A 26,999-nucleotide genomic window follows, 5' to 3' on the forward strand; every position below is an offset into this window, starting at 1 on the left:
CACGAGCCTCACGGAACCCAACCGCAACAGAACCCGTCAAAAGGGCGTGCACAAACGACGGAAGAGCACCGGACGGCCACAGGGAACCGGGCGGCTCGCGGAGCTCGACCTGCTTCGCTTCATCGCGGCCATGGCCGTCCTCGCCTTCCACTTCTTCGTCGCCTTCGCCTCCGTATGGGGCGAACGGCCCGCCACGCTGTTCCCCTGGCTGGCGCCCGTGGCAGGGCTCGGCATCCTCGGCGTCGAACTGTTCTTCGTGATCAGCGGCTTCGTCATCCTCATGACGATCTGGGGAAGGGGACTCGGGGCGTTCGCCTGGTCCAGGTTCGTGCGGCTCTACCCCGCCTACTGGATGAGCCTCGCCGCCGTGGCCGTCGTGTACGGCGTGCTGGCCGCCAAACCCCTGGACCCCAAGCTGTCGGCAGGCGAGTACGCGATCAACGCCACCATGTTCCAGCGGCTGTTCGGCGTGCAGGACGCCAGCGGCGTCTACTGGTCGCTCTGGGCTGAACTGCGCTTCTACCTGCTGATCTCCATCCTGGTCATCGCAGGCGTCACCTACGGGCGGGTCCTGGCCTTCATGGGCGTCTGGCTGGCCGCCGCCCTCCCCGTGCACTTCCTCGGCGACCACGTCGCCTTCTTCCGCCACGAGGTCGTCGCGCAGATCGTCATGCCCGGCTACGCCGGATACTTCATCGCCGGCATGGCGCTGTACCTCATCCACCGGTTCGGCTCGGCCTGGCTGCCCTGGCTGCTGTTCGCCGCCTCATGGGTGCTGTCGGTGGACTCCGCCCTCGTCCGTGTGGCCAAACGCGTCACAGCGGCCGGCGCCAAGGCCATGCCCGTCACGAACTTCGGCGTGGTCTTCACCATCACGCTGATCTTCGCCGTCATGGCCATGGTCGCCCTCGGCTACCTCAGAATGCCGTCCTCGCCCACGCTGACCGCACTCGGCGGGACCACCTACCCGCTCTACCTCTTCCACAGCGTCGTCGCCGTGGCCCTGATCCCGCCGCTGGTCGGCACGATGCCCGCCTGGATCATCGGCCTGATCGCCACGCTTGTGACCCTGCTCTTGTCGTATCTTGTCTATTCCTGTGCCGAACGACCTCTTCAGCGACTCCTTCGGCCTCGCCGCTCACCGCAAAGCACGCCAATGCCCGCCGTACAGGCTGAAAAGGCGTCGGTGCCATAACTCTGTGACCCTCAGGGACGGTGAAGGGCATAGGCTCGGGCATATAAACGGCGGACAGACAGACCCGGACGAACAGAGGGTGCGCATGACGGTGCGTCGGGTGATGGGCATCGAGACCGAGTACGGCATCTCCGTACCCGGCCAGCCAGGCGCCAACGCGATGGTGACCTCCTCACAGGTCGTGAACGCCTACCTGGCCGCCTCGGCCGCCAGGGCGCGCAGAGCGCGGTGGGACTTCGAGGAGGAGAACCCCCTTCGTGATGCCAGGGGCTTCGATCTGGCCCGCGAGGTCGCCGACCCCAGCCAGCTGACCGACGAGGACCTCGGCCTGGCCAACGTCATCCTCACCAACGGAGCGCGCCTCTACGTCGACCACGCCCATCCCGAATACTCCACGCCCGAGTGCACCAACCCTCGCGCGGCCGTCATCTGGGACAAAGCAGGCGAGCGGGTGATGTACGACGCCGCAGTGCGCGCCTCGGCCATCCCCACCAACGCGCCCATCCAGCTCTACAAGAACAACACCGACGCCAAGGGCGCCTCCTACGGCTGCCACGAGAACTACCTCATGCGCAGAGCCACGCCCTTCGCCGACATCGTCAGACACCTGACCCCCTTCTTCGTCTCGCGCCAGGTCGTGGTGGGCGCCGGCAAGGTCGGCATCGGCCAGGACTCCCGCGGCGAAGGCTTCCAGATCAGCCAGCGAGCCGACTTCTTCGAGGTCGAGGTGGGTCTGGAGACGACGCTCAAGCGGCCCATCATCAACACCCGCGACGAGCCGCACGCCGACCCCGAGAAATACCGCCGCCTGCACGTGATCATCGGCGACGCCAACATGTCGGAGATCTCGACCTACCTGAAGCTCGGGACCACCGCCCTCGTCCTGGCCATGATCGAGGACAACTTCCTCACCCGCGACCTGGCCGTCGACAACCCCGTCCAGGCGCTGCGCGCGGTCTCCCACGACCCCACCTGCCGCTACGAGATCCCGATGCGCGACGGACGCAAGCTCACCGCCATCCAGCTGCAGATGGAATACCTCGAGCAGGCCCGCAAGTACGTCGAGGAGCGCGGCACCGCCACCGAGGAGATGAACAAGGACATCCTCGACCGCTGGGAGTCCGTCCTCACCCGCCTGGCCGAAGACCCCATGCAGCTCTCCCGCGAACTCGACTGGGTCGCCAAGCTCGAGCTCCTCGAGGGCTACCGCACCCGCGACGGCCTCGCATGGTCCCACCCGCGCCTGCAACTGGTCGACCTGCAGTACTCCGACATCAGGCCCGACCGCGGCCTCTACAACCGCCTGGTCGCCCGCGGGCGCATGCAGCGCCTGGTCACCGAGGAACAGGTGCAGCGCGCCGTAGAGAACCCGCCCACCGACACCCGCGCCTACTTCCGCGGCCGCTGCCTGCGCCAGTACAGCGAGTCGGTCGCGGCCGCCTCCTGGGACTCCGTCATCTTCGACATCCCCGGACGCGAGTCCCTGCAGCGGGTGCCGACCCTCGAACCGCTGCGCGGCACCAAGGCCCACGTCGGCGAACTGTTCGACCGCTGCCGCACCGCCGGCGAGCTCGTGGCGGCCCTGACCGGCGGCGACTAGCCGAAGCCCTCTCCCGCGGGGGGCGCGCGTCCTGCGCGTCCCCGCGAGGCGGCGTGCCCGCTAGAGCAGTGAGACGCCCAGCGTCAGCGTCCCCGCCGCCAGCGAGAGGCCGCCCGCGAAGGTGAGCCAGATCAGCCGGCTCGGCTTCGTGTCGCTCGGACGGACCACCGACAGGAAGAAGCCCAGCGGCATCAGGATCGGCGCCGCGACGATCAGCGTGCGCACCAGCGTCTTCACCCCGTCCGTCAGCGGCGACGCGTCGATGTACAGCAGGGCGACCAGGCTGAACAGCACCAGCACGCCCGCGTGAGCGTGCCCCGCCCTCCAGAGCCCGCGGCGTACCGGGTTGTCGTTGTACCCCGGGACGTTGCGCATGAGGTAGGTCAGCAGCGTGACGCCGCCGTAGGCGACGCCCGGGACTGTGATGAGCAACACACCCGCGGTGCTCAGGGTCGAAGGGGACATTCGGGACCTCCTGTGGGATAGGGCTCCAGTATTGGATAGGAGTGCTATCCAGTCAACCCGTTGAAGATCGCGGGGCATCAGGCGCGCAATGTCGGTCGGTTCGGGGAAGATATCCAGTAGAGGCAGTCCCCCAAGCGGAGGTTGATCATGGCGAACAGGGACACCGGCGGTCAGAAGCAGACCGGTCGTCGCGAGAACGAGGTCGAGGAGACCGAGGCCTCGGCAGGCGGCGATGTGCAGGAGCGGCAGGAGAAGCTGACCGACGACGTCGACGCGATCCTGGACGAAATCGACGAAGTTCTCGAAGAGAACGCAGAGGAGTTCGTGCGCTCGTACGTCCAAAAGGGCGGAGAGTAGGGCAAAACGGACAGGTGAAAGGTGCCGGATCGGGTGGAAACGCCGGGTGGAGTTAAGTGGTGTCCGGATTGTGGAGAGACCAAGGCGCTCTCCGAGTTCGGGCTCAACAAGCGCATGGCCGACGGGCGTGCGCGGTACTGCAAGACCTGCTTCCGGGTGAAGTCCACCCAGAGCTACCGCAAGCGCAAAGCCGAGCAAGGAAAGACCGTGCGCGAGCGAGTAGTGGCGCCTGAGGGACACAAGTACTGTCCCCGCTGTCATGAGATCAAGACCAGTGCCGAGTTCGGCAGGAACCGGTCGCAGAAGGACGGGCTGACCGACTACTGCAAGCCGTGTCACACGCAGGCCATGCGTGAGATCAGGATCAAGAATCACGGTAGTGAGCGGAACTATCTGCTCAAGTACCGCTATGGCATAACAGAGGACGACTTCGAGCGGATGCTCGCCCAGCAGGGCGGGCTCTGCGCCATCTGCCGGGTGGTGCCCGGCACGCACGTCGACCACTGCCACACGAGCGGTCTCGTGCGGGGCGTTCTCTGCTTCAACTGCAACAACGCGCTGGGTCACTTCATGGACGATGTCGTGCTCATGGAGGTGGCCGCCCACTATCTCGACGGCGTCGTGCTGTGGCCGGACTATGTGATCCTGCCGGAGCGGCGGAGTGGATCCGTGGCGCCGACCAGGACGTATCACCTGTCGCAGCGGTACCGGATCCGGCACGAGGACGTGGAGAGGATGATCGGCGCTCAGCATGGCCTGTGCGCCGTCTGCTGGGATCGTCCGCCCGAGCACGTGGATCACTGTCATCGTTCGGGTGATGTGCGGTATGCGTTGTGTCTGCCGTGCAATACGGGGATCGGGCAGTTCAGGGATGACGCGGGGGTCGTGCGGAGGGCGATCTCGTATCTGGAGGCGACCTTCGTCGAGTGGGAGTTGGGGGAGGACGAGCTGGCCGAGCTGGCGCGCCAGGAGGATGCGCGGTGGTCTGAGTTCCTGTCGCGGGCGTCGCTCGTGTAGGTGATCGGGGGTCGTCGGCCGGGTGGTTCGCCGGCCGGGTTCCGCCGTTGCCCGCGCCGGGCTGTCCCGGTGGACGGTGACGTCGGTGGCCCGTGCGACCATGTGCCATGGTCATTCCTCCCGAGTTCGTCACCGTCAGTGAAGGTCACCGGTTGGCGGTTCGTCGTGGCGGCCACGGTGGCGTGCCGCTGCTGCTGGTGCACGGCTTTCCCTGTACGAGCCTCATCTGGTCGCACAACATCGAGGAGCTCGCGGCGGCGGGCTTCGATGTCGCCGCCCCTGACCTGCGCGGCTACGGCGACTCCGATTTCGCTCCTGACGGCTTCTATGACTTCGCGGCCTTCAACGCCGATCTGACCGGCCTCATGGACGCCTTCGGCTGGGAGCGGGCGGTGGTCGCGGGGCACGATCTCGGTGCGATGATCGCCATCGATCTGGCGACGCGTCACCCGGGCAGGGTCGACAGGCTGGTGGTGCTCGACGACTCGATGCCCGATCTTCCCGAGGCGTTCGCCGCGGCCGGGATCCCGCCGGGCACGCCCAAGCCGGCCGTCTACGACTATCAGCGCCGCCAGGGCCTGCACGCCGACGAGTTGGTCGCCGAGTTGGACACCCCCGAGCGGCGGCGCCGTTACATCGGTGAGTTCTTCGGCCATCGGATGTGGTGCCCGCCCGGCGCGTTCAGTGAGGCTGATCTCGAGGTGCTGACCGAGCCGTACGGCGACGCGGACCGGTTGCGGGCCTCCTTCGCCGACTATGAGGTGGTGATGGGCGCGCGTCCCATGTCGGCTCCTGAGATGACCGACAGGCCGGTCCAGCAGCCCACGCTGGTGCTCGTGGGGCCCGACCAGGTGACGCTCGGCGAGCACGTCGAGGAGCGGTGCGCGATCGCCTATCCGCGGGTCGTGGGGCCGTTCTGGGTGCGGGGGGCGGGGCACTTCATGCCGTGGGAGAAGCCGACGGTGGTCAACCGCGCCATCCGGTCGTTCTGCGGAGACCTGCTGGCGCGCCACGCGGACTCCAGGGGGGCGCTCTAGCCGTACTCCACCGAGACGCCGAGCAGGCGGACGGGCCGGCTGTGGTCGAAGCGGTCGAAGACGGCGAGGGCGGCCTGTTCGATGGTGGTGGCGTCGTGGGTGGGTTCGGGCAGCTTGGCCTGACGGGTGTGGGTCGTGAACGGGGCCGAGCGGACCTTCACCGTGACGCGGACGACAGGCCGTCCTTCGGTTTCGGCCGCGAGTCGTACGGCCAGGGCGGCGATGTGGGCGCGCATCGCGGCTGGGTCGGTGAGGTCCTGGGTGAAGGTGGTCTCGTGGCTGTGGCCGCGGGGCACCCACGGGGTGGTGGTGACGGTGCTCTCGCCCTTGCCGAGCGCCAGGTAGCGCAGCCAGGGGCCGTTGGTCGGGCCGAAGCGGGCCGCGAGCTCGGCGGGGTCGGCGGCGGCGAGCTGGGCGACGGTGCGCAGGCCGAGGTCGGCGAGTTTCTTGCCGGTCTTGGCGCCGATGCCCCACAGGGCCGTGGTCGGACGTTCTCCCATGACGTGGGGCCAGGTGTCGGTGGTGAGGCGGGAGACGCCCGAGGGCTTCTCGAACTGGGCGGCGAGCTTGGCCTGGTGCTTGTTGTCGCCGATGCCGATCGAGCAGGTGAGCCCGGTCTTGTGGGTGACGGCGCGCTGGATGTCGCGGGCGAGAGCCTCGGGGTCGTCGGTGCGGGCGCCGAGGAAGGCCTCGTCGAGGCCCCACACCTCGACGGTGACGGGGAAGGTGTGCAGGAGTGTCATGACGGCGGCGCTGGCGGCCTCGTAGGCGGGCAGGTCGATGGGGAGGTAGACGGCGTCCGGGCAGCGTCTGAGGGCTGTGCGCATGGGCAGGCCGGAGTGCACGCCGTACTCGCGGGCCTCGTAGGAGGCGGTGGCGACGACTGTGCGAGGGGTGGTGGGGTCGCCGTTGCCGCCGACGACGACGGGACGGCCACGCAGCTCGGGGTTGCGCAGGATCTCCACCGCCGCCATGAAGGCGTCGAGGTCGAGGTGGAGCACCCAGTCCCGCATGGTGTCCAGTATGGACGGGCGCGGACGATCATCGCAGCTCGGCGGGGGAGCGGGTGGAATCGCCACGAGGAGCGTGTCACGACATATCGGCAATTCGGTCGCTCACTTGGCGCGGAAATGGTTCGCGCTCAGCTGATCGTGGGAAGTGCATGCACCAGCACAACATGAGTAGGGTCGCCCTAAGGACACTGAGGTTTTGGAGGGAGTCGCGTGGCACAGCACAGGGATCTGCCCGCCGGCTTGATGAGCCAGCTCTTCGTGAACAACGGAAATTCCTCGTTCTCCGAGTTCGTCGGCAGGCACGCTCCTGACCTACTGCCGGCGCGCGGCGAGGCGCTGGCGACGCCGGTCGGGGACCAGGTGCCGCACGCGACCACGATCGTGGCCGCCACCTGCGCCGGCGGTGTGGTGATGGCGGGCGACCGCAGGGCGACGTCGGGGAACGTGATCTCTCAGCGGGACATAGAGAAGGTCTTCAGGACCGACGACTACTCCTGCATGGGCATCGCGGGCACGGCCAGCACGGGCATCGAGATGGCCAGGCTCTACCGGGTGGAGCTCGAGCACTACGAGAAGATGGAGGGCCGCACGCTGTCGGTGGCCGGCAAGGCCAACCGGCTGGCGACGATGATCCGCGGTAACCTCGCGATGGCGATGCAGGGCCTGGTGGTCGTGCCGCTGTTCGCCGCCTACGATCCCGAGCGCGACAGCGGGCGGATCTTCAGCTACGACGTCGCGGGCGGGCCGTACGAGCGCGACAAGTTCGACGCGATCGGCTCGGGCTCGATCTTCGCCAGGGGCTCGCTGAAGAAGCTCTACAGGGAGAACGCCTCCGCCGACGACATCGTGACGACGGTGATCCAGGCGCTGTACGACGCCGCGGACGACGACTCGGCCACCGGCGGCCCCGACGTGACGAGGAAGATCTGGCCGATCGTCTCCGTCATCGACGCCGACGGCTTCCGCCGCCTGAGCGACGAGCAGGTCGCTGGCGTGGTCCAGCGGATGCTCGAGGACCGCATGATCTCCCCCGACGGCCCCATCGCCCCGCTGCGCTAGAAAGGACCTGCCGAAGTGTCCATGCCTTTTGGATATGCATCGCCCGAGCAGATCATGCGCGACAAGGCCGACTACGCGCGCAAGGGCATCGCGCGCGGCCGCAGCGTGGTGGTGCTGCAGTACGTCGACGGCATCCTGTTCGTCGCCCCGAACCCCTCGAGGGCGCTGCACAAGGTGAGCGAGATCTACGACAGGATCGGCTTCGCCGCGGTGGGCCGCTACAACGAGTTCGAGGAGCTGCGGCTCGGCGGCATCCGCTACGCCGACATCAACGGCTACACCTACGACCGCACCGACGTGACGGGCAGGGGCCTGGCCAACCTCTACGCCTCCAACCTCGGCCGCATCTTCACCGAGTCGATCAAGTCCCTCGAGGTCGAGGTCGTGGTGGCCGAGGTGGGCGACACCGCCGACGGCGACGCCATCTACCGGCTCACCTTCGACGGCTCGGTCTTCGACGAGCACGGCTTCGCGGCGATGGGCGGCCAGGCCGAGGCGGTGGCGACCCGGTTGAAGGAGCGCTACCGCGAGGGGATGACGCTGGCCGAGGCGCTGGAGGTGGCGCTGGCGGCGCTGACCGAGCCGGGCGGCGAGCGCCCGCCCGCCAACCAGTTGGAGGTGGCGGTCCTCGACCGCAACCGCGAGCACCGCAAGTTCCAGCGCCTGGCGGGTCCGCGGCTGGAGCGCCTCCTCCCGGCCGCTCAGGCGCCGGCGGCCTCCGAGGACGAGGACAGCCCGCCCACCGCCCCGGCGCCCGGCGCCGGCGACGGCACCGAATAATCCACCAGCCCGGCGGGCGCATGTACCGGCCCGCAGAGGGCGCCAGCCCGGCGGGCGCATGTACCGGCCCGCAGAGGGCACCAGTCTGTACGGCAGGCGTGCTACGGCCACCGGGGTCACCCGGTGGCCGTCCGTCTTTCACGCTCCTCCAGCGCGACTCCGGCCCTCGCCGTCACATCGCCCGCCCACCCACCGGCCCCGGCCGCGGTGAGGTCGCCCACGCGCCGCCCCAGAGTGAGGTCGGAGCACCCGGCCCTACGCTGGGACTGCCGGGTACCGTCTCGCGGTTTCTGCGGTGAGGTTGCTCGCATTCCGCCGGCTCCGCCCCGGCCCTCGGTAAGGCTCGCCGGGCGCCCGCTTGTGGCTCTGCGGTGCGGTTGCCCGCATGCCCGGCTCCGCGCTGGTTTCGGCCCGGCCCTGGCTCGCGGCTCTGTGGTGAGACTTCCGAGCACCGCTCGCGGTCCTACGGTGACATCGCCCCCGTACTCGCTCCGGCTGGCGCATCGTCTACGCGAGCCTGTCGGCCTCGGTTACCGCCGTAAGGTCGTCCCCGCACATCGCCGGCAGACGGGAGGGGATTCGGGTCGCCTCTATCGCTCACCGTCACGTGCCCCGCACTCTCTATGGATGTGACCGGGATCACGTGATCTCGCGCGAACCGGGGCTCCAGGTTGTGGATCAAAGAGCGTGTGAAGACGAGAACCCTCGCGACCGGCGTAGCCGCGCTCGCCTGCTCCCTGGCCCTCACCGGCGGCCTGGCCGCCCAGGCGGAGGCCGGGGCGATCCCGAAGTACAAGGCGCCCCAGATCTTCGGGACGACCTTTCAGGCCGACCCCGGCCATGACTTCACCAAGGGTCTCCACTCGCGCCGCAACGGCATCCTGCGCGGCTGGATCACGGCTGTGCGGAGCGACGGCACCGCCGAGTACGAGCCGATCAAGTGGAAGCGGGACAAGCACACCGAGGGCTACTTCGTCGGTCCTCCCGAGGGCGACGTGACCGCCTATGCCTCGCCGATCGCCAAGAAGGTGGTCTTCCTCAGCGCCTCGGGCTGCAGCGGGTCGGGCGCGGGCATGACGGTCGACCGCAGGACCGGCCTGGGCAACAAGAGTTGCTCGAGGAGCACGCTGATCAAGCGAGCGAAGGTGGGCCAGCGGGCCTCGCTCATCACGGTCCACAAGGGCGAGATCGTAAAGGTTCAGGAGATCTTCACTCCGTGATCGCGCGCGGGACCGTCCGCGGGGGCGGCGGTCCCGCGAGCCACGACGACGGCCACGAACAGCGCCAGGCACAGCGGCGTGTACAGCAGGGCATTGAGCCAGTAGAACGGCGTTGACGTCTGCACGCCGAATCCAAACGCCCACACCAGACCGAGCACGGCACGCGCCAGCACACCGAGCGCCAGCACCCCGGTCACCAGCCGCACCACAGGCGCCACCAGCAGGCCCGGCATGCGCCGCGCCCCCACCCGCCCAACTTCACCGCCACCACCGCGAAAGCCACCGCCACCGCCACCGCCGGCACCGGCACCGGCAGCGGCGACTCCGCCAATACCTCCACCGCTGTCGGCAACGCCGAACCTGCCGCCAACTCCCCGGTCGCCCTCGGCACCACGGCGACGGACGCCGACACGTCGGATTGCGGCACCGCTGAGTTCGGCACCGGCGAGGCCGCCGATACGGCGGTCTGCGGTATCGCCGAATCCGCCGTCACCTCCGCCGACGTCGGCGACTCCGAACTCGTCGTCGATTCCATGGGGGCTTTCGGCGCCACCGTGACGGCTGCCGACAGGGCGGGCTGCGGCACCGCCGCCGTCTCCGCTAGCGGCGACGCTGCGGTCTCCGACGCTGGCGACGCCGCTCGCCCCCGCCTCGAGGTCCCCGAGTCTGGTGGTGGTGATCAGGGCCGCGGAGGCGGTCAGGAGGGCGGCGGCCAGGGGGAGCAGCACGCGGGGCGTGAAAGGCACCTCCATGTTGAGCACCGCCAGGGACAGGGTCCTGACGTCGGGGGCGGGCCAGATGGCGCCCGTCGTCCAGTAGAGGTGGGCGGCGGCGTCCACGGCCAGGACGGTGGCCGCCGCGTAGGCGGCGCGCGCTCTTGTCTGTCGCTTCATGTCCACCAAGGAGGCCGCGCGGAGCCAGGGGGTTCCCGCTTGTGACGCTCCTCACAGGAGGGAACCGATCTGCCCGCCTGCCACTCTTGGCAGGTATGAGGACAGTGACGCGCGCCGCACGGCCGTTACGGCCCGGCGTGGGGCGCCGCCGGGGCAGGGAGCGCCAGTGGTAGATCCCGAGCTGCTGAGGGCCGCCCAGGGCGGCGACACGATGGCGATGAACGACGTGCTGGACGAGCTGTCGCCGTACGTCTTCAAGATCTGTGGCGCGATCGCGCCGCAGCACGGCCCCGACGCGGCGCAGGAGACGCTGATCGCGGTCTTCCGCCATCTGGCGGGGGTGCGGGAGCCCGCGGCGCTGCGCGGCTGGGTGCGGGCGATCGCGGTACGCGAGGCCGTGCGGATGGCCAAGAGGAACCCGCCAGGGCGCGAGGCGGCGGGGGAGCGGGCCGCCAGGGACGGCGGCGAGCTGTCGGTCGAGGTGCGCGACGTGCTGGCGCGGCTGTCTCCCGAGCACCGGGTGGTGCTGGTCCTGCGCGACCTGGAGGGGCTCGACGAGGAGCAGGCGGCCGCGGTGCTCGGCCTGCCCAAGGGCACGGTGAAGTCCCGCCTGCACAGGGCGCGGCTCGGATTCAGAAAGGCATGGCAGTGAACATGGCTGTGAACGACGATCTGGATCCGGTGCGGCGCCTGCGTGTCATGGCGGCCGCGACCCCCGGCTGCGTGGTGGTGGAGCGTGTGATCGCCGCGCCGTTCGAGGAGGTGTGGGCCGTCGCCGCCGACCTGGAGGGCGAGCTGCCGCGCTACCAGCCCAGCGTCAAGACGCTCAGGGTCACCCCGGGCGAGGGCGACAGGCTGGAGGTGGTCGCTCTGGGAAGGGCGGGGCTGTGCGCGAGTTTCGCGGCCGTGCTGCGTCCCGGCTGGTGCTGGATGCAGAGCCGCACCAGCGTGTTCGGGCTCGCGGCCGTCCCCGTCGAGGGCGGCACGTTGCTCGGGCGCGCGGGCGCGACCCGGCGGCGTGGGGTGCGGATGCTCGCCGCGCCGCTGCTCAGGCGGGCCTTCGCCGCCGAGCTCGACAGGTTCGAGTCCCGCGTCAGGCAACGCGCTCAGTAATCGAAAGAAAACCGAAACACGCGAAGATCTCTCCCGCTGGCCATTTCGGGGAACTAGTGTGAGGTGATGGATCGTCGCATCTTCGGGCTGGAGAACGAGTACGGCGTGACCTGCACGTTCAGGGGGCAGCGCAGGCTGTCGCCTGACGAGGTCGCTCGTTACCTGTTCCGCCGGGTCGTCTCCTGGGGCCGATCGAGCAATGTCTTCCTCCGCAACGGCGCGCGTCTCTACCTCGACGTGGGCAGCCACCCCGAGTACGCAACACCAGAGTGTGACAACGTCATCGAGCTCGTCACCCACGACAAGGCGGGCGAGCGCATCCTTGAGGGCCTGCTCGTCGACGCCGAGAAGCGGCTGCGCGAAGAGGGCATCGCGGGTGACATCTACCTGTTCAAGAACAACACCGACTCGGCCGGCAACTCCTACGGCTGTCACGAGAACTATCTGGTCGGCAGGCACGGCGAGTTCGGCCGCCTGGCCGACGTGCTGATCCCGTTCCTGGTCACCAGGCAGATCATCTGCGGCGCGGGCAAGGTGCTGCAGACGCCACGAGGCGCCGTCTACTGCGTCTCCCAGCGGGCCGAGCACATCTGGGAGGGCGTCTCCAGCGCCACGACCAGGTCCAGGCCCATCATCAACACGCGCGATGAGCCGCACGCCGACGCCGAGCGCTTCCGCAGGCTGCACGTCATCGTCGGCGACTCCAACATGAGCGAGGCGACCATGCTGCTCAAGGTCGGCGCCACCGACCTGGTGCTGCGCATGATCGAGGCGGGCACGGTGATGCGCGACCTGTCGCTGGAGAACCCGATCAGGGCCATCCGCGAGGTCTCCCACGACATGACGGGACGCCGCAGGGTGCGCCTGGCCAACGGGCGCGAGGCCTCCTCGCTGGAGATCCAGCAGGAGTACCTCACCAAGGCCAAGGACTTCGTCGACAGGCGCGGTGGCGACGCCATCGCCCGCAGGGTGCTGGAGCTGTGGGAGCGCACCCTGCACGCGGTCGAGACCGGCAACCTCGACCTCGTCTCCCGCGAGATCGACTGGGTGACGAAGTACCAGCTCATCGAGCGCTACCGCAAGAAGTACGACCTGCCGCTGTCGAGCCCTCGCGTGGCCCAGCTCGACCTGGCCTACCACGACGTGCACAGGCGGCGGGGCCTGTACTACCTGCTGCAGAAGCGCGGCGCGGTCGAGCGGGTGGCCTCCGATCTGAAGATCTTCGAGGCCAAGTCGGTGCCGCCGCAGACCACCAGGGCGCGGCTGCGAGGGGAGTTCATCCGCAAGGCGCAGGAGAAGCGGCGCGACTTCACCGTCGACTGGGTGCATCTCAAGCTCAACGACCAGGCGCAGCGCACCGTGCTGTGCAAGGACCCGTTCCGCAGCGTCGACGAGAGGGTGGACAAGCTCATCGCCGGAATGTAGAGACCGTTTACCAGTTACTTATCAAGGTCGTACACGGGGGTCGGGTAGGGTGACGCGAACCTGTCCGACTTCCTTGAGGGAACTCCATGCGCCGCCGCCTGGCCGTACTTGCAGCAGTGCCTTTGATCTTCGCCGCAGCGTGCGGCACGCAGCCCGCCAGTGACACGTCCGCCGCGGCGTCGGGGCTGAAGGTCACAGGGAACGTGGGTGCCAAGCCCACGGTGACCTTCCCCGCCGGCGATCCCGCCAAGAAGTCGTCGATGGAGGTGCTGAGCCCCGGCACGGGCGCCGGCGTCGCCAAGGGTGACACCGTGTTCGTGAACCTGTCCGTGTGGAGCTGGGACGGCAAGCAGAACACGCTCGAGGGCTCCACCTACGACACCAAGAAGACCGAGCCGATCACCGTCAACGACAACATGCCGAAGGTGATGATCGACGGCTTCGGCAAGACCAAGCTCGGCGGTCGGTTCATGACCGTGGTGGCCAACGACAGCTACACCGAGCAGGAGCTGGCCCAGGCCAAGCAGAACGGCGTCGACACCTCCAAGCCGAGGGTCTTCGTTTTCGACCTGGTCTCCACGCTGCCCAAGGCCGCCCAGGGTGAGGCCAAGGACGTCAAGGTCAAGGGCGTGAAGCTGACCAACCCCGGCGGCGACGCCGCGCCGGTGCTGACGACCAAGACCTCCGACAAGCCGCCGGCCAAGCTGATCAACAAGACGGTCATCGAGGGCACGGGCCCGGTCATCAAGAAGAACCAGTCGGTCGTCGTCCACTACACCGGCAAGCTCTGGGGCAGCGACAAGCAGTTCGACTCCAGCTGGGGCAAGGACCCGTTCACCCTGCAGGGCGTCGGCACCGGCCAGGTCATCAAGGGCTGGGACCAGTCGCTCGAGGGGGCCAAGGTCGGCAGCCGCCTGCTGCTGGTGATCCCGCCGAACCTCGGCTACGGCGACAAGGACTCCGGCACCATCCCCGCCAGCAGCACGCTCGTCTTCGTGGTGGACGTTCTGGGCGCCTACTGACACGAAATCTGATAGACCGGTGGCCCGGTGGCAGAGTCTCTGCCGCCGGGCCATTCGTGTCCGACGGGGTGTGTCTCAGGGAGGACGTCCATGCGCCTGCTTCTGCTGCTGGTGCCGCTGGCGCTGCTGACCGCGTGTACGGGCGCCTCCGCGGGCGACGACCTCGACCTCAAGGTGGGCGGGCAGTTCGGGGCGAAGCCGACCATCGTCTTCCCCGACGGCAAGCCCTCGGCCGAGCTGCAGATCGACCAGCTCACCGCGGGCAAGGGCGCGAAGCTGGGCAAGGAAGACGTGGCGATCGTGCAGTACACCGCGCACATCTGGGACGGCAGGGAGAACCGCCTGGTCGACTCCAGCTTCAACCGCGGCACACCCGCCGCCTTCCCCGTCGGCCGGCTGCTGCCCGGGCTGGACAAAGCCCTGCAGGGCCGGGCCGTGGGCAGCAGGGTGATCGCCGCGATCCCGCCCAAGGACGGCTTCGGCGCCAACCCGCCGCAGGGCATCGGCCCGGACGACGACCTGTTCTACGTGATCGACATCCTCGGCGCCCACGCCAAGGACGCCCACGCCTCGGGCGCCGGCGCGCTGGGCGGGGTCAGGGTGAGCGGCGCGGGCCGTCCGAAGCTGGTCATCCCCGCCGGCGCCGCGCCCCGCGCGTTCGCTGCGAAGGTGCTCGCGCGCGGCGAGGGGCCGAAGACCAGGGCGGGGCAGCTGCTCGTCACCCAGCACGAGGGCGCGGTGTGGGGCTCCAGGAGGGTCTTCGACTCCACCTGGAAGTCGGGCCAGCCCAAGGCGTTCAAGATCGGCGAAGGCAGCGTCATCAAGGGCTGGGACCGCGCGCTCGTGGGCGTCCCGACGGGCAGCAGGGTGCTGATGATCGTGCCGCCCTCCCACGGCTACGGCGCGACGGGCCATCCGCAGTTCGGCATCACGGCGACCGACACCCTGGTGTTCGTCGTGGACGTGCTGGCCGCCTACTAGGGGCTCGTAGACTCCCCGCTGTGAGCGACCTCGAGGCCCTGGCCCAGCTGAACGACCCTGTCCGACGCAGCCTGTACGCGTTCGTGTCGGCCAGCGGCGGCGAGGTGGGGCGCGGCGAGGCGGCGGCGGCCGCCGGGGTGTCCAGGACTCTGGCCGCCCATCACCTCGACAAGCTGGTCGAGGCGGGGCTGCTGGAGGCCGGGTTCAGGGCGCAGGAGCGCAAGGGGCCGGGCAGTGGCCGTCCTGCGAAGGTCTATCGCAGGGCGCGCGCGGAGCTGTCGGTGAGCCTGCCTCCTCGCGACTACGGCTCGCTGGCCTCGGTGCTGGCCGAGGTCGTCGACCTGCTGGGGGGCGAGGAGCAGGCCGAGGAGGCCGCGCGCGCCATGGGGCGCAGGCTGGCGGCGGGGCGCGAGGCCGACGCGGTGGAGGTGCTGCGCGAGCGCGGTTACGAGCCCTACGCGGAGGAGGGTGAGGTCAGGCAGCGTAACTGCCCCTTCCATGCGCTGGCCGAGCGGCAGCCGCTGCTGGTGTGCTCGATGAACCTGGCGCTGTGCCAGGGCCTGCTCGAGGGCCTCGGCCAGGATCCGGGGCGCGCCAGACTCGATCCGCGGCCAGGCGAATGCTGCGTCGCCCTTTCTAAAACCAATGAAAATTGACATAGTAGGGGCCATGCATCTCGCCCAGTTGAACATCGCGCACCTGCGCGCCCCCCTCGACACCCCCGAACTGGCCGACTTCGTCGCCAACCTCGAACCCGTCAACCTGCTGTCCGACGCCGCGCCCGGTTTCGTGTGGCGGTTGAAGGAGAGCGAGAGCGACCCGACCGCCACCGTCCAGCACGAGTACGGCGACCACCTGGTGATCAACTTCTCGGTGTGGGAGTCGCGCGAGACGCTCTGGAACTTCGTCTACAAGAGCCCGCACATGGCCGTGCTCAGGCGGCGCAGGGAATGGTTCCTGCGCATCGCCGACCCCTACAGCGTGATGTGGTGGGTCCCCGAGGGGACGATCCCCTCGCTCGCCGAGGGCATGGAGCGCCTTGAGCGCCTCAGGGCCGAGGGTCCCGGCCCCGAGGCGTTCACCTTCAAGGACTTCTACGAAACGACCACGATGCCCAGGCACATCTCGTCCTGGGTGCCCTCGCCCCAGACCACGTAGCGCGGCGGCAGGTCGCGCAGCAGCGGCAGTTGGGCGCGCAGCGAGGCGTCGTGGGTGCAGGTGGTGCGGATCGTGTCGCCGGGTCTGACGGTGACAGGTTCGGCCAGCGGCTGCAGCGCCTGGTTGTCGAAGTCGTAGCGCGGCACGTCGAGCAGGGTCCGCGCGCCTGGCTTGCCGGGGTTCAGCTCCACCTTGATGGAGCGGCCCAGCAGGTGCATGTGCCCCGCCAGGGCGTGCAGCGTGGCGGGCTCCTGGACCGGCATGTCGCAGTGCTGGGTGGGTCCCGGTGCGGGTTCGCCTCCCGAGCACCACTTCACCAGTGCGGTGGTCTGCTCCTTGGCGTCCAGGCTGAAGCGCCTGCTCACGTCGGCGATGGCGGCCTCGCGCTCGCACAGCGCGCCCTTCTCCTCCGCCGTGCACGGCAGCTCGATGGGGGCCATGAACAGCTCGGTGCGCAGCGGCGTCAGCTTGCCGGTGGTGAGGCGCAGCCTGACACTCGACTGGTCGTCGCCCGCCGGACGGTCGCCGATCGCCAGCGTGCTGTAGTGCACCTGCATGATCAGCGCGCTGCCGGCGGCCATCGGGTAGCCGAGCTTCGGATCGAGCAGGATCTCGCTGGTGCCGGGCGCCCAGTGGCCGATCCAGTCGGCCTCGCCCACCCCCGCGTCGCCGAAGCAGCCCCAGCCCTCGCCAGGCTCCTTGGCGTCGTGGGCGCGCACGTCCGCCACCTTGTCGGCGTCCACCCTGAACAGGATGGCGTGGTGCACCACGTCGCCGTTCTGCGCGGCGAACTGGGTGCCGGTCAGGAAGGTGTCGCCGTCCTTCAGGCCGGGGTCGACGAGGAAGCAGCGGTATTCGTCCGTGCCGCCGTTGGGCGGGTCGGGCGTGTAGGGCTTGGGCATCGTCAGCGTGACGAACCGCTCGCCTCCGCGCAGCGGCGCGGTGGCGGGCGCCGTCTCCGGGGTCCCGTGCAGGCCACTGTGAGCGCCGCTGTGCTGATCACCGGGCCGGGCGGTCGGCCGGTCGCCGCCGGAGACGGCGCCGCCCGCCCCGCAGGCGGTCAGGGCCAGGGCCAGGATCGTGAGCAGTGCGACACGAGTTCGCTTCATCACCCCACGATCCCCGCACGGAGGCGCCGTGTCGTCACTCCTCGGGAGGATCCCGGCTCTAGTCCAGAAGTGTGATCGCGTGCCGCCCTGCCGCCGCCGAGGCCAGGAAGTAGGCCAGGTCCTCCTCGAGCCCCCGACCCATCGTCGACAGCTTGACAGGCGAGTCGAGCAGTGCCTCGTACAGCCCGTCCACGGGCACGGAGACCAGCTCGTGCCGTACGGCCAGCAGCTCGGCCTGGTCGCGCACCCGCTCGCCGAACTCGCCCGGCAGCTCCGGCACCACCACCTGGGCGGGCGTGAGCGCCACCCTGCCGTAGGCGGTCAGCGAGTGGTGCGAGACGCCGATGTGCCGCTCGCGTCTGTCCCCCTCGCTGATCCGCAGCGCCGCGACCGGGCGGCCGCCCAGCACGGCCGCGGCGTTGACCGCCTCGCCCGCCGACACCCCCGAAAAGCCCCACCTGGTGCCGGTGCCGAGGTTGCCGGGGCCCTGGGTGACGATCGCCACGTCGGCCTCCAGCACGTGCCTGGCGGCCAGCAGGCCGGTGTGGGTGGTGACGGCCTCCACGTCTCCGCCGAAGGACTGGCCCACGGTCACCACGCCGGCCAGCCAGCCGATCTCGCGCAGCTTCGCGCAGGCCATGGAGAACCAGGCCGGAAGCGCGCCGCCGTCGAGCATCACGTAGGCGACCCTGGGTCTCGGCCGCATCCCGCACAGGATCGGCGGCAGCGCCGAGTGCAGGTCGGCCACCACGACGGGCATCCCGTCGAGGGAGTCGGCCTCGCGCAACAGCTCGTGGAAGGGGGAGTCCTGCTCGTCCGCGCCGAGGACGGTGGCCTGCATCGGGGTGTAGCGTGCCTTCACCAGGTGGCCAGGACCTTCAGGATCTTCCGGCAATCTGTTCGGGACGGCCACCACCATGGCGTAACCTCCCGTACCGAGACCCATCGCGAGTGCGGTCGTGTTGAGCAGCACCTCGTCACCCGGTTCAGGACGCCCCACCAGTGGGGGATAGGCCAGCGCCCTGCAGGTCCCCTCGGGGACGGTGACCTCGAGCTCCACAGCTCCCGGCCACTCGCGCCGGATCCGGACAACCTCGCCCTTGCGCCATCTGATCACGGAGGCAGGGTAGCGTCGAACGAGTGAGGAGAAGGGCAGATGTCGCGCCGTAAGACAGAGCGGTTGCTCAATCTTGTGATCTGCCTGCTCGCGACGCGCCGGCCGCTGTCGGCCGAGCAGATCCGCCAGGCCGTGCCCGGCTACGACCGCGACGGTGACGAGGCCTTCCAGCGGATGTTCGAGCGCGACAAGAACGAGCTGCGCGAGATCGGCATCCCCATCGAGGTCCACCGCGACCCGTGGGAGGACGAGCCGGGCTACCGCATCCAGCGCGAGGCCTACGAGCTGCCGGAGATCACGCTGGAGCCCGACGAGGCGGCGGTGCTCGGCCTGGCCGCGCAGGTGTGGCAGCGCGCCAGCCTGGCCGAGGCGGCCAGCGGGGCCCTGCTGAAGCTGCGCGCGGGCGGCGTCGCCACCGACGCGGGTCCCGGCGAGGCGCTGGAGCTGCGCGTCGACACGCGCGACCCCTCCTTCCCCGCGCTGTGGGAGGCGGTGCGCGACAGGCGCGTCGTCAGGTTCGACTACCGTCCCGCCGCGGGCGAGTCGGTGCGCACGCGCACGGTCGAGCCGTGGGGCGTCATCAGCCGCAGGGGCAAGTGGTACGTGGCCGGCTTCGACCGCGACAGGCAGGCCCCCCGCGTCTTCAGGCTCAGCCGCATCACGGGGCAGGTCGCCCCGGTCGGCAGGCCAGGGGTGGTCGAGGTGCCCGAAGGGGTCGACCTGCGGGAGATGGTCGGCTTCCCCGAGGAGGCGATGCAGGAGCGCACCGCCGTCCTCGAGGTACGGCAGGGCGCGTGCGAGGGGCTGCGGCAGGTCGCGCGGGCCGTACGCGAGGGGCGCGAGGGATGGGACACGGTGGAGCTGGTCTTCGCCGACCCCGAGCGGCTGGCGGGATGGATCGCCAGCCTGGGCGCCGACGTGAGGGTGGTGGGGCCGCCCGACGCGAGGGAGGCCGTGATCGCACGACTGAAGGGGGCGCTGGCATGAGTTCGACGGCGGATCGGCTGCCGAGGCTGCTGGCGCTGGTGCCGTACCTGATGTCCCACCCCGGGGCGCAGGTCGACGAGGTGGCCGCGGTGTTCGGGCTGAGCGAGAAGCAGCTCATCGACGACCTGCAGCTGGTGTGGATGTGCGGGCTACCGGGCCACACCCCCGGCGACCTGATCGACGTCTCGTGGGACGGCGGCGAGATCATCATCGACAACGCCGACACCATCGCCCGCCCGCTGCGCCTCGGCATCGACGAGGCCAGCGCGCTGCTGGTGGCGCTGCGGATGCTGGCGGCCACCCCCGAGCTGGCCGAGTTCGCCCACGGCGACGCGCTGCCCCGCGTGGTGGCCAAGCTGGAGCAGGCGGCGGGCGAGGGCGCGGCGGCCGTCAGCAGCCAGTTCGCCGTCGACGTGGAGTCGGCCCCCGACGCGGCGGCCAGGGTGCGCGAGGCGCTGACCGGCAGGCGCAGGCTCTCGCTGCGCTACTACGTGCCCGGCCGCGACGAGGTGACGCCCCGCGAGGTCGACCCGACCCGCCTGGTCATGGCCGACGGCCGCACCTACCTGGAGGGCTGGTGCTACAGGGCCGAGGCGATGCGGCTGTTCAGGCTCGACAGGATGCTGACGGTCGAGGTGCTCGACGTGCCCGCCGACCCGCCCGCCGGCGCCGAGCCGATCGACGTCACCCAGGGCGTCTTCAGGCCCTCGCCCACCGACGAGCTGGTCGTGCTGGAGGTGACGGCCGCGGGGCGGTGGGTGGCCGAGTACTACCCCTACGAGCAGGTCGAGGAGCTGGGGGAGGGGCGCATGCGTATCACGCTGCGCGCCCGTGACGACGACTGGACGCTCAAGCTGCTGCTGCGCCTGGGCGACACCGGCAGGATCGTCTCGCCGCAGGCCATGGCGGCCAAAGTGCAGCAGGAGGCCGAGCGGGCGCTGGCGCTGTACGCTCAGGCGTCATGAGCTGGATCTACGTCGCGGTCGCGCTGGGCGTGGCCGGCCTTGCCGTTCTGGGGTTCGCGACGGCCAGGGTGTTGACCGAGGCCAGGCGGCTGAGCGACGAAGTGCGGCGGGCCAGCGCCCGGATTGCGTCCAGCGAGCAAACATTGCGCCTCCGAAATGGGGCGAAAGGGAGCCGAGGGGATGAGTCTGGGCTTCCGGCAGCGTACGATCGTCGGTGAGATTGCACCTCGCTCAATAAGGATGTTTCATGCCGAACCTCGGAGTACCTGAGCTGCTGATCATCGCCTGCGTGCTGGTCCTGCTGTTCGGGGCCAAGAAGCTGCCGGAGATGGCGAGGGGCGTGGGCAAGTCACTGCGCATCTTCAAGGCCGAGACCACCAAGCTGCGCGAGGAGGACGACGAGTACAGCGCGACGCAGGCCGCCCAGCCCGCGCCCGCCCAGTCGCAGCCTCAGCCCGCCCAGCCGCTGGCCGCCGCCCCCTCGCCCGAGGAGCAGGCCCGCCAGCTCGAGGAGCAGGCCGCGAAGCTGCGCGCGCAGGCCTCGGCCAACAAGAACGCCTGACTCACACCCCACCTCTCCAGGGACCGCTGAATGGCGCTGCTCAAACGGCCGACCAAGGCCACCGTCGACGATGAGGGGCGCATGCCCCTCATGGAGCATCTGCGCGAGCTGCGCAACAGGCTCGTCTACGCGCTCCTGGCGCTGGTCGTCGGCGCTGTCGTCGGGTTCTTCGTCTTCGATCCCGTCTGGGCCTTCCTCAAGGAGCCCTTCTGCGACACAGCCGCGGCCCAGCAGTTGCGTCCGGGACAGTGCACGCTGACCACAGGTGGCATCCTCCAGTCGTTCTTCACCACGCTGAAGGTCTCGGCGATGGTGGGCATCCTGGTGTCCTCGCCCGTCTGGCTCTACCAGATCTGGGCGTTCGTCACTCCCGCGCTCTACCGCAACGAGAAGCGTTACAGCGTCGCTTTCCTGGCCATCGCGATCCCGCTCTTCCTCGGTGGCGCCGCGCTCGCCTACATCATCATGGACACCAGCCTGGCGATCCTGCTGGGCTTCATGCCGGCCGACACCGTCGCGACCATCCAGATCAACGAGTACCTCGACTACGTGCTGATCATGCTGGTGATCTTCGGGGTCTCGTTCGAGCTGCCGCTGATGCTGGTCTTCCTCAACGTCATCGGGGTGCTGTCGCACGCCACGGTGAAGAAGCACCGCCGCACCGTCGTGTTCCTGATGTTCGTCTTCGGAGCCGTCATCACGCCCGGCGGAGACCCGGTCACGATGATGGCGCTGGCCGCGCCGATGGTGATCCTCTACTTCCTGGCCGAGACCGTCATCTACCTGCGCGAGAAGCGCAGGCCACAGGATCCCGACGCGCTGCTGTCCGACGATGAGGCGGCCCCGCTCAAACTGGACGACTGACGGGTGGACCTGGCCCTCTTAGTCAACCCCGCCGCCAGGGGCGGCAGGACGCTGCGCCTGCTCGCGCCGCTGGTGCGCCGGTTGCGCCAGGGCGGGGCCGAGGTCAGCGTGATCGTCGGCGACGGCCCTGCCGACGCCCTGGACAGAGCCTGCACCGCGGTGGCCGAGCGCCCCGACGCCCTGGTGGCCTTCGGCGGCGACGGCCTGGTCCATCTGGCGCTCCAGGCGGTGGCCGGAGGCGAGGTGCCGCTGGGCATCATCCCCGCGGGCACCGGCAACGACTTCGCCGCCGCGCTCGGCCTGACGGGCCGCGACCCCGTCAAGACGATCCTGCGGGGCAAGGCGCGCGCCATCGACGCCGCCCGTGTCGGCCCCGACGAGTGGTTCGCGAGCGTGGTGTGCTGCGGCTTCGACTCCAGGGTCAACGAGCGCGCCAACGCGCTCACCTGGCCGCCCGGCATGGCCAAGTACCTGCTGGCCGCGGCCGGCGAGCTGCGCGACTTCAGGCCCATCCCCTTCAGGATCACCCTGGACGGCCGGGTGGTCGAGCAGGAGGCGATGCTGGTGGCCGTCGGCAACACCCGCTCGTACGGCGCCGGCATGCGGATCTGCCCCACCGCCGAGCCCGACGACGGGCTGCTGGACGTGACGATCCTCGGCGCGGTCGGCAAGGGCGCGTTCGTCCGCTCCTTCCCGCGCGTCTACAGGGGCGCACACGGCGCCCACCCGGCGGTCACCATGGTGAGGGCGAGGACCGTCACGCTGGAGGCGCCCGACGTGGTCGCCTACGCCGACGGTGAGCGGATCGGCCCCCTGCCCCTGACCTGCGCCGTCTCGCCGGGAGCGCTGCGCGTCCTGATTTGAGTAGTGGGCTACTCAGGCGCTGTCCTGCCGGTCGGCTCACCATGGACGCATGCCTCGCCTGATCGTCATCCATCCCCCCGGACTGGAGGGGACCGTCCTGCCCGTCGGGGAGCGGCGGCAGGTGATCGGTCGCGGATCCGCGGCGGATCTGCGCCTGGAGGACCCGCACCTCAGCGCCGCGCACGCCGCCGTCGTGCCCGTCGGGGGCGGCGGCGTCACCATCGAGGACCTCGGCTCCCGCAACGGCACGATGGTCGAGCGGGAGCGGGTCTCCAGGCCGAGACGGCTGCGTGACGGAGAGGTCGTACGGCTCGGCACCGTGCACGCCCGCTACGAGGACGACACGGGCGCGGGTGAGCGCGGTCATACGGCCGCCATGCCGAGAGCCGTCGCCTACCACGTCGGCAGCCAGGCGGCCCACCAGCTCAACAACGTGGCGGGCGACCAGTACAACCACTACATCGAACGGCGCGACAGCTTCCTGCGTCAGGTGGCCGCCTACCGCAGCAAGGCCAGGGCGGTGTTCTGGCTGGGCGTGCTGATGATGTTCGGCGGCGCCGCCGTCTACGCCTACTTCCTGCTCAGGGGGATGGGGGACTTCCAGAGCTCGTTCGGCAGCGGGCAGATGCCGAGGGATTTCCCGTTCGGGCCCGACGTGGGTCTCGGGGTGCCGATCGGGCTCGTCGCCTTCGGCGTGGGCTTCGTCGGCAACATCCTGTTCTGGATCGGGCTGATCATGCAGATCGTCGCGGCGGCGCGGGCGCGCAAGGTCGACGTGGATCCGAGGCACTCATGGAACGCGCCCGCCCTACGGAGGTAGCAGTGGTCTTCAACATCGGTTCGCAGCAGGGCAACATCAACAACGTCGCGGGCGACCAGACGATCCACGGCGGCCAGCAGGCCTTCGTGGGCGGGCAGCCCGCCGACTGGGCGGCTCAGCTGGCCGAGGCGTTGCGGGGGGCGGGCATGGCGGCCCAGGCGGCGCAGGCCGAGGCCGTCAGGGCCGAGCTGGAGAGCCCCGCTCCGGACAGACAGGCCATCGCGGGGCGGCTGACGAGCATCGCGCAGGCCGTCGGAGCGGTCGCGGGGGCGGGGACGGCGCTGCGCGAACCGCTCGCCGCGCTGTGCACCTGGCTGGGGTCTCTGGGGACGCCGATCCTGCGCATGATCGGCCTCTGATCTACAATGTAAAGGCGCTTGCCCGGGACGTCCGCCGCCGCGACGGGCGTCCCGGGCCCAGCGCAGGGGCGGCCGGCGAAGAGCGCCGAGCGGGGTTCCGGCGTGCTCGAACGCGGGCCTGGCGGCTACCTGGCCTGACCGGAATGGCGGTTTCGGTAGGCTGGCGGGTATGACAACGCCAGCGGAACGCTACGCGGCCTTCCGTGACAAGCACGGGGACGACGGCGCCGCACTTCGATCGTTTCGGGGGCACTACGAGTTCGAGCTGGACGACTTCCAGCTCGACGCGTGCAGGGCGCTGGAGGCGGGCGACGGCGTTCTGGTGGCGGCGCCCACGGGCTCGGGCAAGACGGTGGTGGGCGAGTTCGCCGTCCATCTGGCCCTTGAGCAGGGGCAGAAGTGCTTCTACACCACCCCCATCAAGGCGCTGTCCAACCAGAAGTACAACGACCTGGTCAAGCGGTACGGCACCGCCAAGGTCGGCCTGCTCACCGGCGACAACAGCGTCAACGGTGACGCTCCCGTGGTGGTCATGACCACCGAGGTGCTGCGCAACATGCTCTACGCCGGCTCGGCGACCCTGGCGGGGCTGGGCTTCGTGGTGATGGACGAGGTCCACTACCTGGCCGACCGCTTCCGCGGCGCGGTGTGGGAAGAGGTCATCATCCACCTGCCCGAGTCGGTGCGCCTGGCGGCGCTGTCGGCCACGGTGAGCAACGCCGAGGAGTTCGGCCAGTGGCTCGGCGAGGTGCGCGGCGACACCACCGTGATCGTCGACGAGCACCGGCCGGTGCCGCTGTGGCAGCACATGATGGTCGGCAACCGCGTTTACGACCTGTTCTCCACCGAGGAGGGCGACAACCTCTCCAGGATCAACCCCACCCTGCTGCGCCTGACGCGCGACGAGGAGCGGCTGGCAGGCGGCAGGGGCAGGAGAGGGTACGGCAGGCCGCAGCGCTTCCGCACGCCCGACAGGGCCGTGATCATCGACAAGCTCGACTCCGAGGGCCTGCTGCCCGCGATCACCTTCATCTTCTCCCGCGCGGGCTGCGACGCGGCCGTCATGCAGTGCCTGTTCGCGGGCATCAGGCTCACCACCGAGCGTGAGAGCCACGAGATCCGCCAGATCGTCGACGAGCGCACCGCCCACCTGCCGGACGAGGACCTCACCGTGCTCGGCTTCCTGGAGTGGCGCGACTGCCTGGAGCGCGGCCTGGCCGCCCACCACGCGGGCATGCTGCCGGCCTTCAAGGAGGTCGTGGAGGAGCTGTTCACCCGCAGCCTGGTCAAGGCCGTCTTCGCCACCGAGACCCTGGCGCTGGGCATCAACATGCCCGCGCGCAGCGTGGTCATCGAAAAGCTCGACAAGTGGAACGGCGAGACCCACGCCGACCTCACCCCTGGCGAGTACACCCAGCTCACAGGGCGGGCAGGGCGGCGCGGCATCGACGTCGAGGGCCACGCGGTCGTCGTCTGGCAGCCCGGTATGGACCCCATCTCGGTGGCGGGTCTGGCGGGCACCCGCACCTACCCGCTGCGCTCCAGCTTCCAGCCCTCCTACAACATGGCCGTCAACCTGGTCGGCCAGTTCGGCCGCGAGCGCGCCAAGACCCTCCTCGAGGCCTCCTTCGCGCAGTTCCAGGCCGACAGGGCGGTGGTCGGCATCGCCAAGCAGCTGCGCAAGCACGAGGAGGCGCTCGAGGGCTACCACGAGGCGATGCACTGCCACCTCGGCGACTTCCCCGAGTACGCGGCGCTGCGCCGCCGCCTGTCCGACCGCGAGACCGAGCTGGCCAAGCAGCGCGGGAGCGCGCGCAGGGCCGCGGCGGTGCGCTCGCTCGAGGCGCTGAAGCCGGGCGACGTCATCCGCGTGCCCGGCGGACGGCGGGCGGGCCTGGCGATCGTGCTCGACCCCGGTCTCAACCCGCGAGGTCACGGGCCCAACCCGCTCGTGCTGACCATCGGCAAGCAGGTCAAGAAGCTCGACCCCGCCGACTTCCCCGTGCCGGTCGAGCCGCTCGACAAGATCCGCATCCCGCGCAACTTCAACGCCCGCGCGCCGAAGGAGCGCGCCAACCTCGTCTCCACGCTGCTTGCCAAGATCGGCGACCGTGACCTCGGCAAGCCGCCGCGCGCCCGCGACCACGCGGTCGAGGACGAGGAGATCATCGAGTTGCGGCGGCTCATCCGCCAGCATCCCTGCCACGGCTGCGCCGACCGCGAGGACCACGCGCGCTGGGCCGAGCGCTACTACAAGCTGCTGCGCGAGACCGAGGGGCTGCGCCGTCGCGTCGAGGGCCGCTCGCACGTCATCTCCCGCACCTTCGACCGCATCTGCGCGGTCCTCGAGCAGCTCGGCTATCTCGAGGACGAGCACGTCACCGCGGAGGGCCGCCGCCTCGGCCGCCTCTACACCGAGCTCGACCTGCTGACGGCCGAGTGCCTCAGGACGGGGCTGTGGGAGGAGCTCGACGCCGCCGAGCTGGCCGCGTGCGTCTCGGCGCTGGTGTTCGAGTCGCGCCAGGCCGACGACGCCAGGCGGCCCAAGATCCCTGCGGGGCGCGCCCAGGACGCGCTCACGGCGATGGTCAGGCTGTGGGGCGAGCTGGAGGGCATCGAGAAGGACAACGGGCTGTCCATCATCCGCGAGCCCGACCTCGGGTTCGCCTGGGCGGCCTTCCGCTGGACGAAGGGCCACACCCTCGACGCGGTGCTCTCGGACGGCATCAACGGCAACGAGCTGGCGGCGGGCGACTTCGTGCGCTGGGTCAAGCAGCTGATGGACCTGCTGGGGCAGGTCGGCAACGCCGCGCCTCCCGGCAGCAAGGTCAAGCAGACCGCCACCAAGGCCATGGACGCCATGCGCCGAGGCGTCGTCGCCTACTCCTCCCTGTCCTGAGCCCGCCAGAGGAGAGCAGGCGATTCACCTGACGATCGCGAGTGACGGCGGGGCGGAGTCATCTGGAGTCCGGCGGAGGAGACTCTGCCGGGAGCCAAGGACTCGCCTGACGAGGCTG

The 26,999-nt window shown here is 69.9% G+C and carries 28 protein-coding genes; 23 read left to right on the top strand and 5 right to left on the bottom strand.

Going from position 1 to position 26,999, the window contains the following annotated elements; genetic code table 11:
* Positions 1 to 46 precede the first annotated feature (46 nt).
* Both ABFX50_RS23060 and dop read left to right on the top strand, forming a co-directional pair.
* A complete protein-coding gene (locus ABFX50_RS23060) occupies positions 47 to 1,195 on the top strand; it encodes an acyltransferase family protein (protein WP_346149445.1) in 1,149 nt (382 codons plus the stop codon).
* An 85-nt stretch (positions 1,196 to 1,280) separates the two neighbouring features.
* Positions 1,281 to 2,795: a depupylase/deamidase Dop gene (dop, locus tag ABFX50_RS23065; RefSeq protein ID WP_221242562.1), complete on the top strand. Its 1,515-nt coding sequence runs from the start codon at positions 1,281 to 1,283 to the stop codon at positions 2,793 to 2,795.
* A 60-nt stretch (positions 2,796 to 2,855) separates the two neighbouring features.
* Here dop and ABFX50_RS23070 read toward each other — a convergent pair whose 3' ends face one another.
* On the bottom strand, positions 2,856 to 3,260 hold the full coding sequence (locus tag ABFX50_RS23070) for a hypothetical protein (RefSeq protein WP_183661682.1): 405 nt from the start codon (positions 3,258 to 3,260) through the stop codon (positions 2,856 to 2,858).
* Between the two features lie 147 nt (positions 3,261 to 3,407).
* Between ABFX50_RS23070 and ABFX50_RS23075 the strand changes: the two genes are divergently transcribed.
* The 3 genes from ABFX50_RS23075 to ABFX50_RS23085 all read left to right on the top strand — a co-directional run bounded on the left by ABFX50_RS23075 (position 3,408) and on the right by ABFX50_RS23085 (position 5,671).
* Positions 3,408 to 3,617 carry a ubiquitin-like protein Pup gene (locus ABFX50_RS23075; RefSeq protein WP_183661680.1) on the top strand — a complete coding sequence of 70 codons (210 nt, stop codon included), beginning with the start codon at positions 3,408 to 3,410 and terminating at the stop codon, positions 3,615 to 3,617.
* Positions 3,618 to 3,638: 21 nt separating this feature from the next.
* On the top strand, positions 3,639 to 4,634 hold the full coding sequence (locus tag ABFX50_RS23080) for an endonuclease VII domain-containing protein (RefSeq protein WP_346149446.1): 996 nt from the start codon (positions 3,639 to 3,641) through the stop codon (positions 4,632 to 4,634).
* A gap of 152 nt (positions 4,635 to 4,786) precedes the next feature.
* Positions 4,787 to 5,671, top strand: coding sequence for an alpha/beta fold hydrolase (locus ABFX50_RS23085; protein WP_346149447.1), 885 nt, complete (start codon positions 4,787 to 4,789; stop codon positions 5,669 to 5,671).
* Here the strand turns inward: ABFX50_RS23085 and ABFX50_RS23090 are convergent.
* A complete protein-coding gene (locus tag ABFX50_RS23090; RefSeq protein ID WP_346149448.1) occupies positions 5,668 to 6,684 on the bottom strand; it encodes a DNA polymerase IV in 1,017 nt (338 codons plus the stop codon). The two genes, ABFX50_RS23085 and ABFX50_RS23090, sit on opposite strands and share 4 nt — an antisense overlap.
* A gap of 210 nt (positions 6,685 to 6,894) precedes the next feature.
* Between ABFX50_RS23090 and prcB the strand changes: the two genes are divergently transcribed.
* The 3 genes from prcB to ABFX50_RS23105 all read left to right on the top strand — a co-directional run bounded on the left by prcB (position 6,895) and on the right by ABFX50_RS23105 (position 9,743).
* A complete protein-coding gene (prcB, locus tag ABFX50_RS23095) occupies positions 6,895 to 7,743 on the top strand; it encodes a proteasome subunit beta (RefSeq protein WP_379479154.1) in 849 nt (282 codons plus the stop codon).
* Positions 7,744 to 7,764: 21 nt separating this feature from the next.
* Entirely contained in the window at positions 7,765 to 8,523 is a 759-nt protein-coding gene (gene prcA / locus ABFX50_RS23100) for a proteasome subunit alpha (RefSeq protein WP_183661666.1), read from the top strand.
* A 689-nt stretch (positions 8,524 to 9,212) separates the two neighbouring features.
* A complete protein-coding gene (locus ABFX50_RS23105) occupies positions 9,213 to 9,743 on the top strand; it encodes a hypothetical protein (protein WP_346149449.1) in 531 nt (176 codons plus the stop codon).
* On the opposite strand, the gene ABFX50_RS23110 is transcribed toward ABFX50_RS23105, so the two are convergent.
* Complete coding sequence (locus tag ABFX50_RS23110) at positions 9,722 to 10,582, bottom strand: DUF3995 domain-containing protein (RefSeq protein ID WP_346149450.1); 861 nt, start codon at positions 10,580 to 10,582, stop codon at positions 9,722 to 9,724. The two genes, ABFX50_RS23105 and ABFX50_RS23110, sit on opposite strands and share 22 nt — an antisense overlap.
* A gap of 220 nt (positions 10,583 to 10,802) precedes the next feature.
* Between ABFX50_RS23110 and ABFX50_RS23115 the strand changes: the two genes are divergently transcribed.
* From ABFX50_RS23115 to ABFX50_RS23145, 7 genes are all read left to right on the top strand, one after another.
* Complete coding sequence (locus ABFX50_RS23115) at positions 10,803 to 11,288, top strand: RNA polymerase sigma factor (protein WP_346149451.1); 486 nt, start codon at positions 10,803 to 10,805, stop codon at positions 11,286 to 11,288.
* Between the two features lie 2 nt (positions 11,289 to 11,290).
* Positions 11,291 to 11,749: an SRPBCC family protein gene (locus tag ABFX50_RS23120; RefSeq protein WP_346149452.1), complete on the top strand. Its 459-nt coding sequence runs from the start codon at positions 11,291 to 11,293 to the stop codon at positions 11,747 to 11,749.
* 66 nt (positions 11,750 to 11,815) lie between these two features.
* The gene (gene pafA, locus ABFX50_RS23125; protein ID WP_346149453.1) at positions 11,816 to 13,174 is read left to right on the top strand and encodes a Pup--protein ligase; all 1,359 of its coding nucleotides are present in this window, start codon (positions 11,816 to 11,818) and stop codon (positions 13,172 to 13,174) included.
* Positions 13,175 to 13,296: 122 nt separating this feature from the next.
* Complete coding sequence (locus tag ABFX50_RS23130; protein ID WP_346149454.1) at positions 13,297 to 14,196, top strand: FKBP-type peptidyl-prolyl cis-trans isomerase; 900 nt, start codon at positions 13,297 to 13,299, stop codon at positions 14,194 to 14,196.
* A 90-nt stretch (positions 14,197 to 14,286) separates the two neighbouring features.
* Positions 14,287 to 15,177, top strand: a complete 891-nt coding sequence (locus tag ABFX50_RS23135) for an FKBP-type peptidyl-prolyl cis-trans isomerase (protein WP_346149455.1) — start codon at positions 14,287 to 14,289, stop codon at positions 15,175 to 15,177.
* Positions 15,178 to 15,197: 20 nt separating this feature from the next.
* Positions 15,198 to 15,833, top strand: a complete 636-nt coding sequence (locus tag ABFX50_RS23140) for a helix-turn-helix transcriptional regulator (RefSeq protein ID WP_346149456.1) — start codon at positions 15,198 to 15,200, stop codon at positions 15,831 to 15,833.
* A 13-nt stretch (positions 15,834 to 15,846) separates the two neighbouring features.
* The gene (locus tag ABFX50_RS23145) at positions 15,847 to 16,335 is read left to right on the top strand and encodes a DUF3291 domain-containing protein (RefSeq protein WP_346149457.1); all 489 of its coding nucleotides are present in this window, start codon (positions 15,847 to 15,849) and stop codon (positions 16,333 to 16,335) included.
* Here ABFX50_RS23145 and ABFX50_RS23150 read toward each other — a convergent pair.
* Entirely contained in the window at positions 16,272 to 17,444 is a 1,173-nt protein-coding gene (locus ABFX50_RS23150) for a monooxygenase (protein WP_346149458.1), read from the bottom strand. The genes ABFX50_RS23145 and ABFX50_RS23150 overlap by 64 nt on opposite strands.
* A gap of 58 nt (positions 17,445 to 17,502) precedes the next feature.
* Positions 17,503 to 18,561: a DUF3866 family protein gene (locus ABFX50_RS23155; RefSeq protein WP_346149459.1), complete on the bottom strand. Its 1,059-nt coding sequence runs from the start codon at positions 18,559 to 18,561 to the stop codon at positions 17,503 to 17,505.
* Between the two features lie 39 nt (positions 18,562 to 18,600).
* Between ABFX50_RS23155 and ABFX50_RS23160 the strand changes: the two genes are divergently transcribed.
* From ABFX50_RS23160 to ABFX50_RS23195, 8 genes are all read left to right on the top strand, one after another.
* Positions 18,601 to 19,548, top strand: a complete 948-nt coding sequence (locus tag ABFX50_RS23160; RefSeq protein ID WP_344830774.1) for a helix-turn-helix transcriptional regulator — start codon at positions 18,601 to 18,603, stop codon at positions 19,546 to 19,548.
* Positions 19,545 to 20,513, top strand: a complete 969-nt coding sequence (locus ABFX50_RS23165) for a helix-turn-helix transcriptional regulator (RefSeq protein WP_183661638.1) — start codon at positions 19,545 to 19,547, stop codon at positions 20,511 to 20,513. Before ABFX50_RS23160 ends, ABFX50_RS23165 begins: the two co-directional genes overlap by 4 nt.
* Before the next feature lie 247 nt (positions 20,514 to 20,760).
* Positions 20,761 to 21,075, top strand: coding sequence for a Sec-independent protein translocase subunit TatA (gene tatA / locus ABFX50_RS23170; protein WP_346149460.1), 315 nt, complete (start codon positions 20,761 to 20,763; stop codon positions 21,073 to 21,075).
* 30 nt (positions 21,076 to 21,105) lie between these two features.
* Positions 21,106 to 21,939, top strand: coding sequence for a twin-arginine translocase subunit TatC (gene tatC, locus ABFX50_RS23175; protein WP_346149461.1), 834 nt, complete (start codon positions 21,106 to 21,108; stop codon positions 21,937 to 21,939).
* Between the two features lie 3 nt (positions 21,940 to 21,942).
* A complete protein-coding gene (locus ABFX50_RS23180) occupies positions 21,943 to 22,803 on the top strand; it encodes a diacylglycerol/lipid kinase family protein (RefSeq protein ID WP_346149462.1) in 861 nt (286 codons plus the stop codon).
* Positions 22,804 to 22,852: 49 nt separating this feature from the next.
* Positions 22,853 to 23,623 carry an FHA domain-containing protein gene (locus ABFX50_RS23185; RefSeq protein ID WP_346149463.1) on the top strand — a complete coding sequence of 257 codons (771 nt, stop codon included), beginning with the start codon at positions 22,853 to 22,855 and terminating at the stop codon, positions 23,621 to 23,623.
* A gap of 2 nt (positions 23,624 to 23,625) precedes the next feature.
* On the top strand, positions 23,626 to 23,982 hold the full coding sequence (locus ABFX50_RS23190; protein ID WP_346149464.1) for a hypothetical protein: 357 nt from the start codon (positions 23,626 to 23,628) through the stop codon (positions 23,980 to 23,982).
* Positions 23,983 to 24,151: 169 nt separating this feature from the next.
* Positions 24,152 to 26,881 carry a DEAD/DEAH box helicase gene (locus tag ABFX50_RS23195; protein WP_346149465.1) on the top strand — a complete coding sequence of 910 codons (2,730 nt, stop codon included), beginning with the start codon at positions 24,152 to 24,154 and terminating at the stop codon, positions 26,879 to 26,881.
* Positions 26,882 to 26,999 lie beyond the last annotated feature (118 nt).

The organism is Nonomuraea recticatena, from assembly GCF_039533245.1.
Taxonomy (GTDB): domain Bacteria; phylum Actinomycetota; class Actinomycetes; order Streptosporangiales; family Streptosporangiaceae; genus Nonomuraea; species Nonomuraea roseola.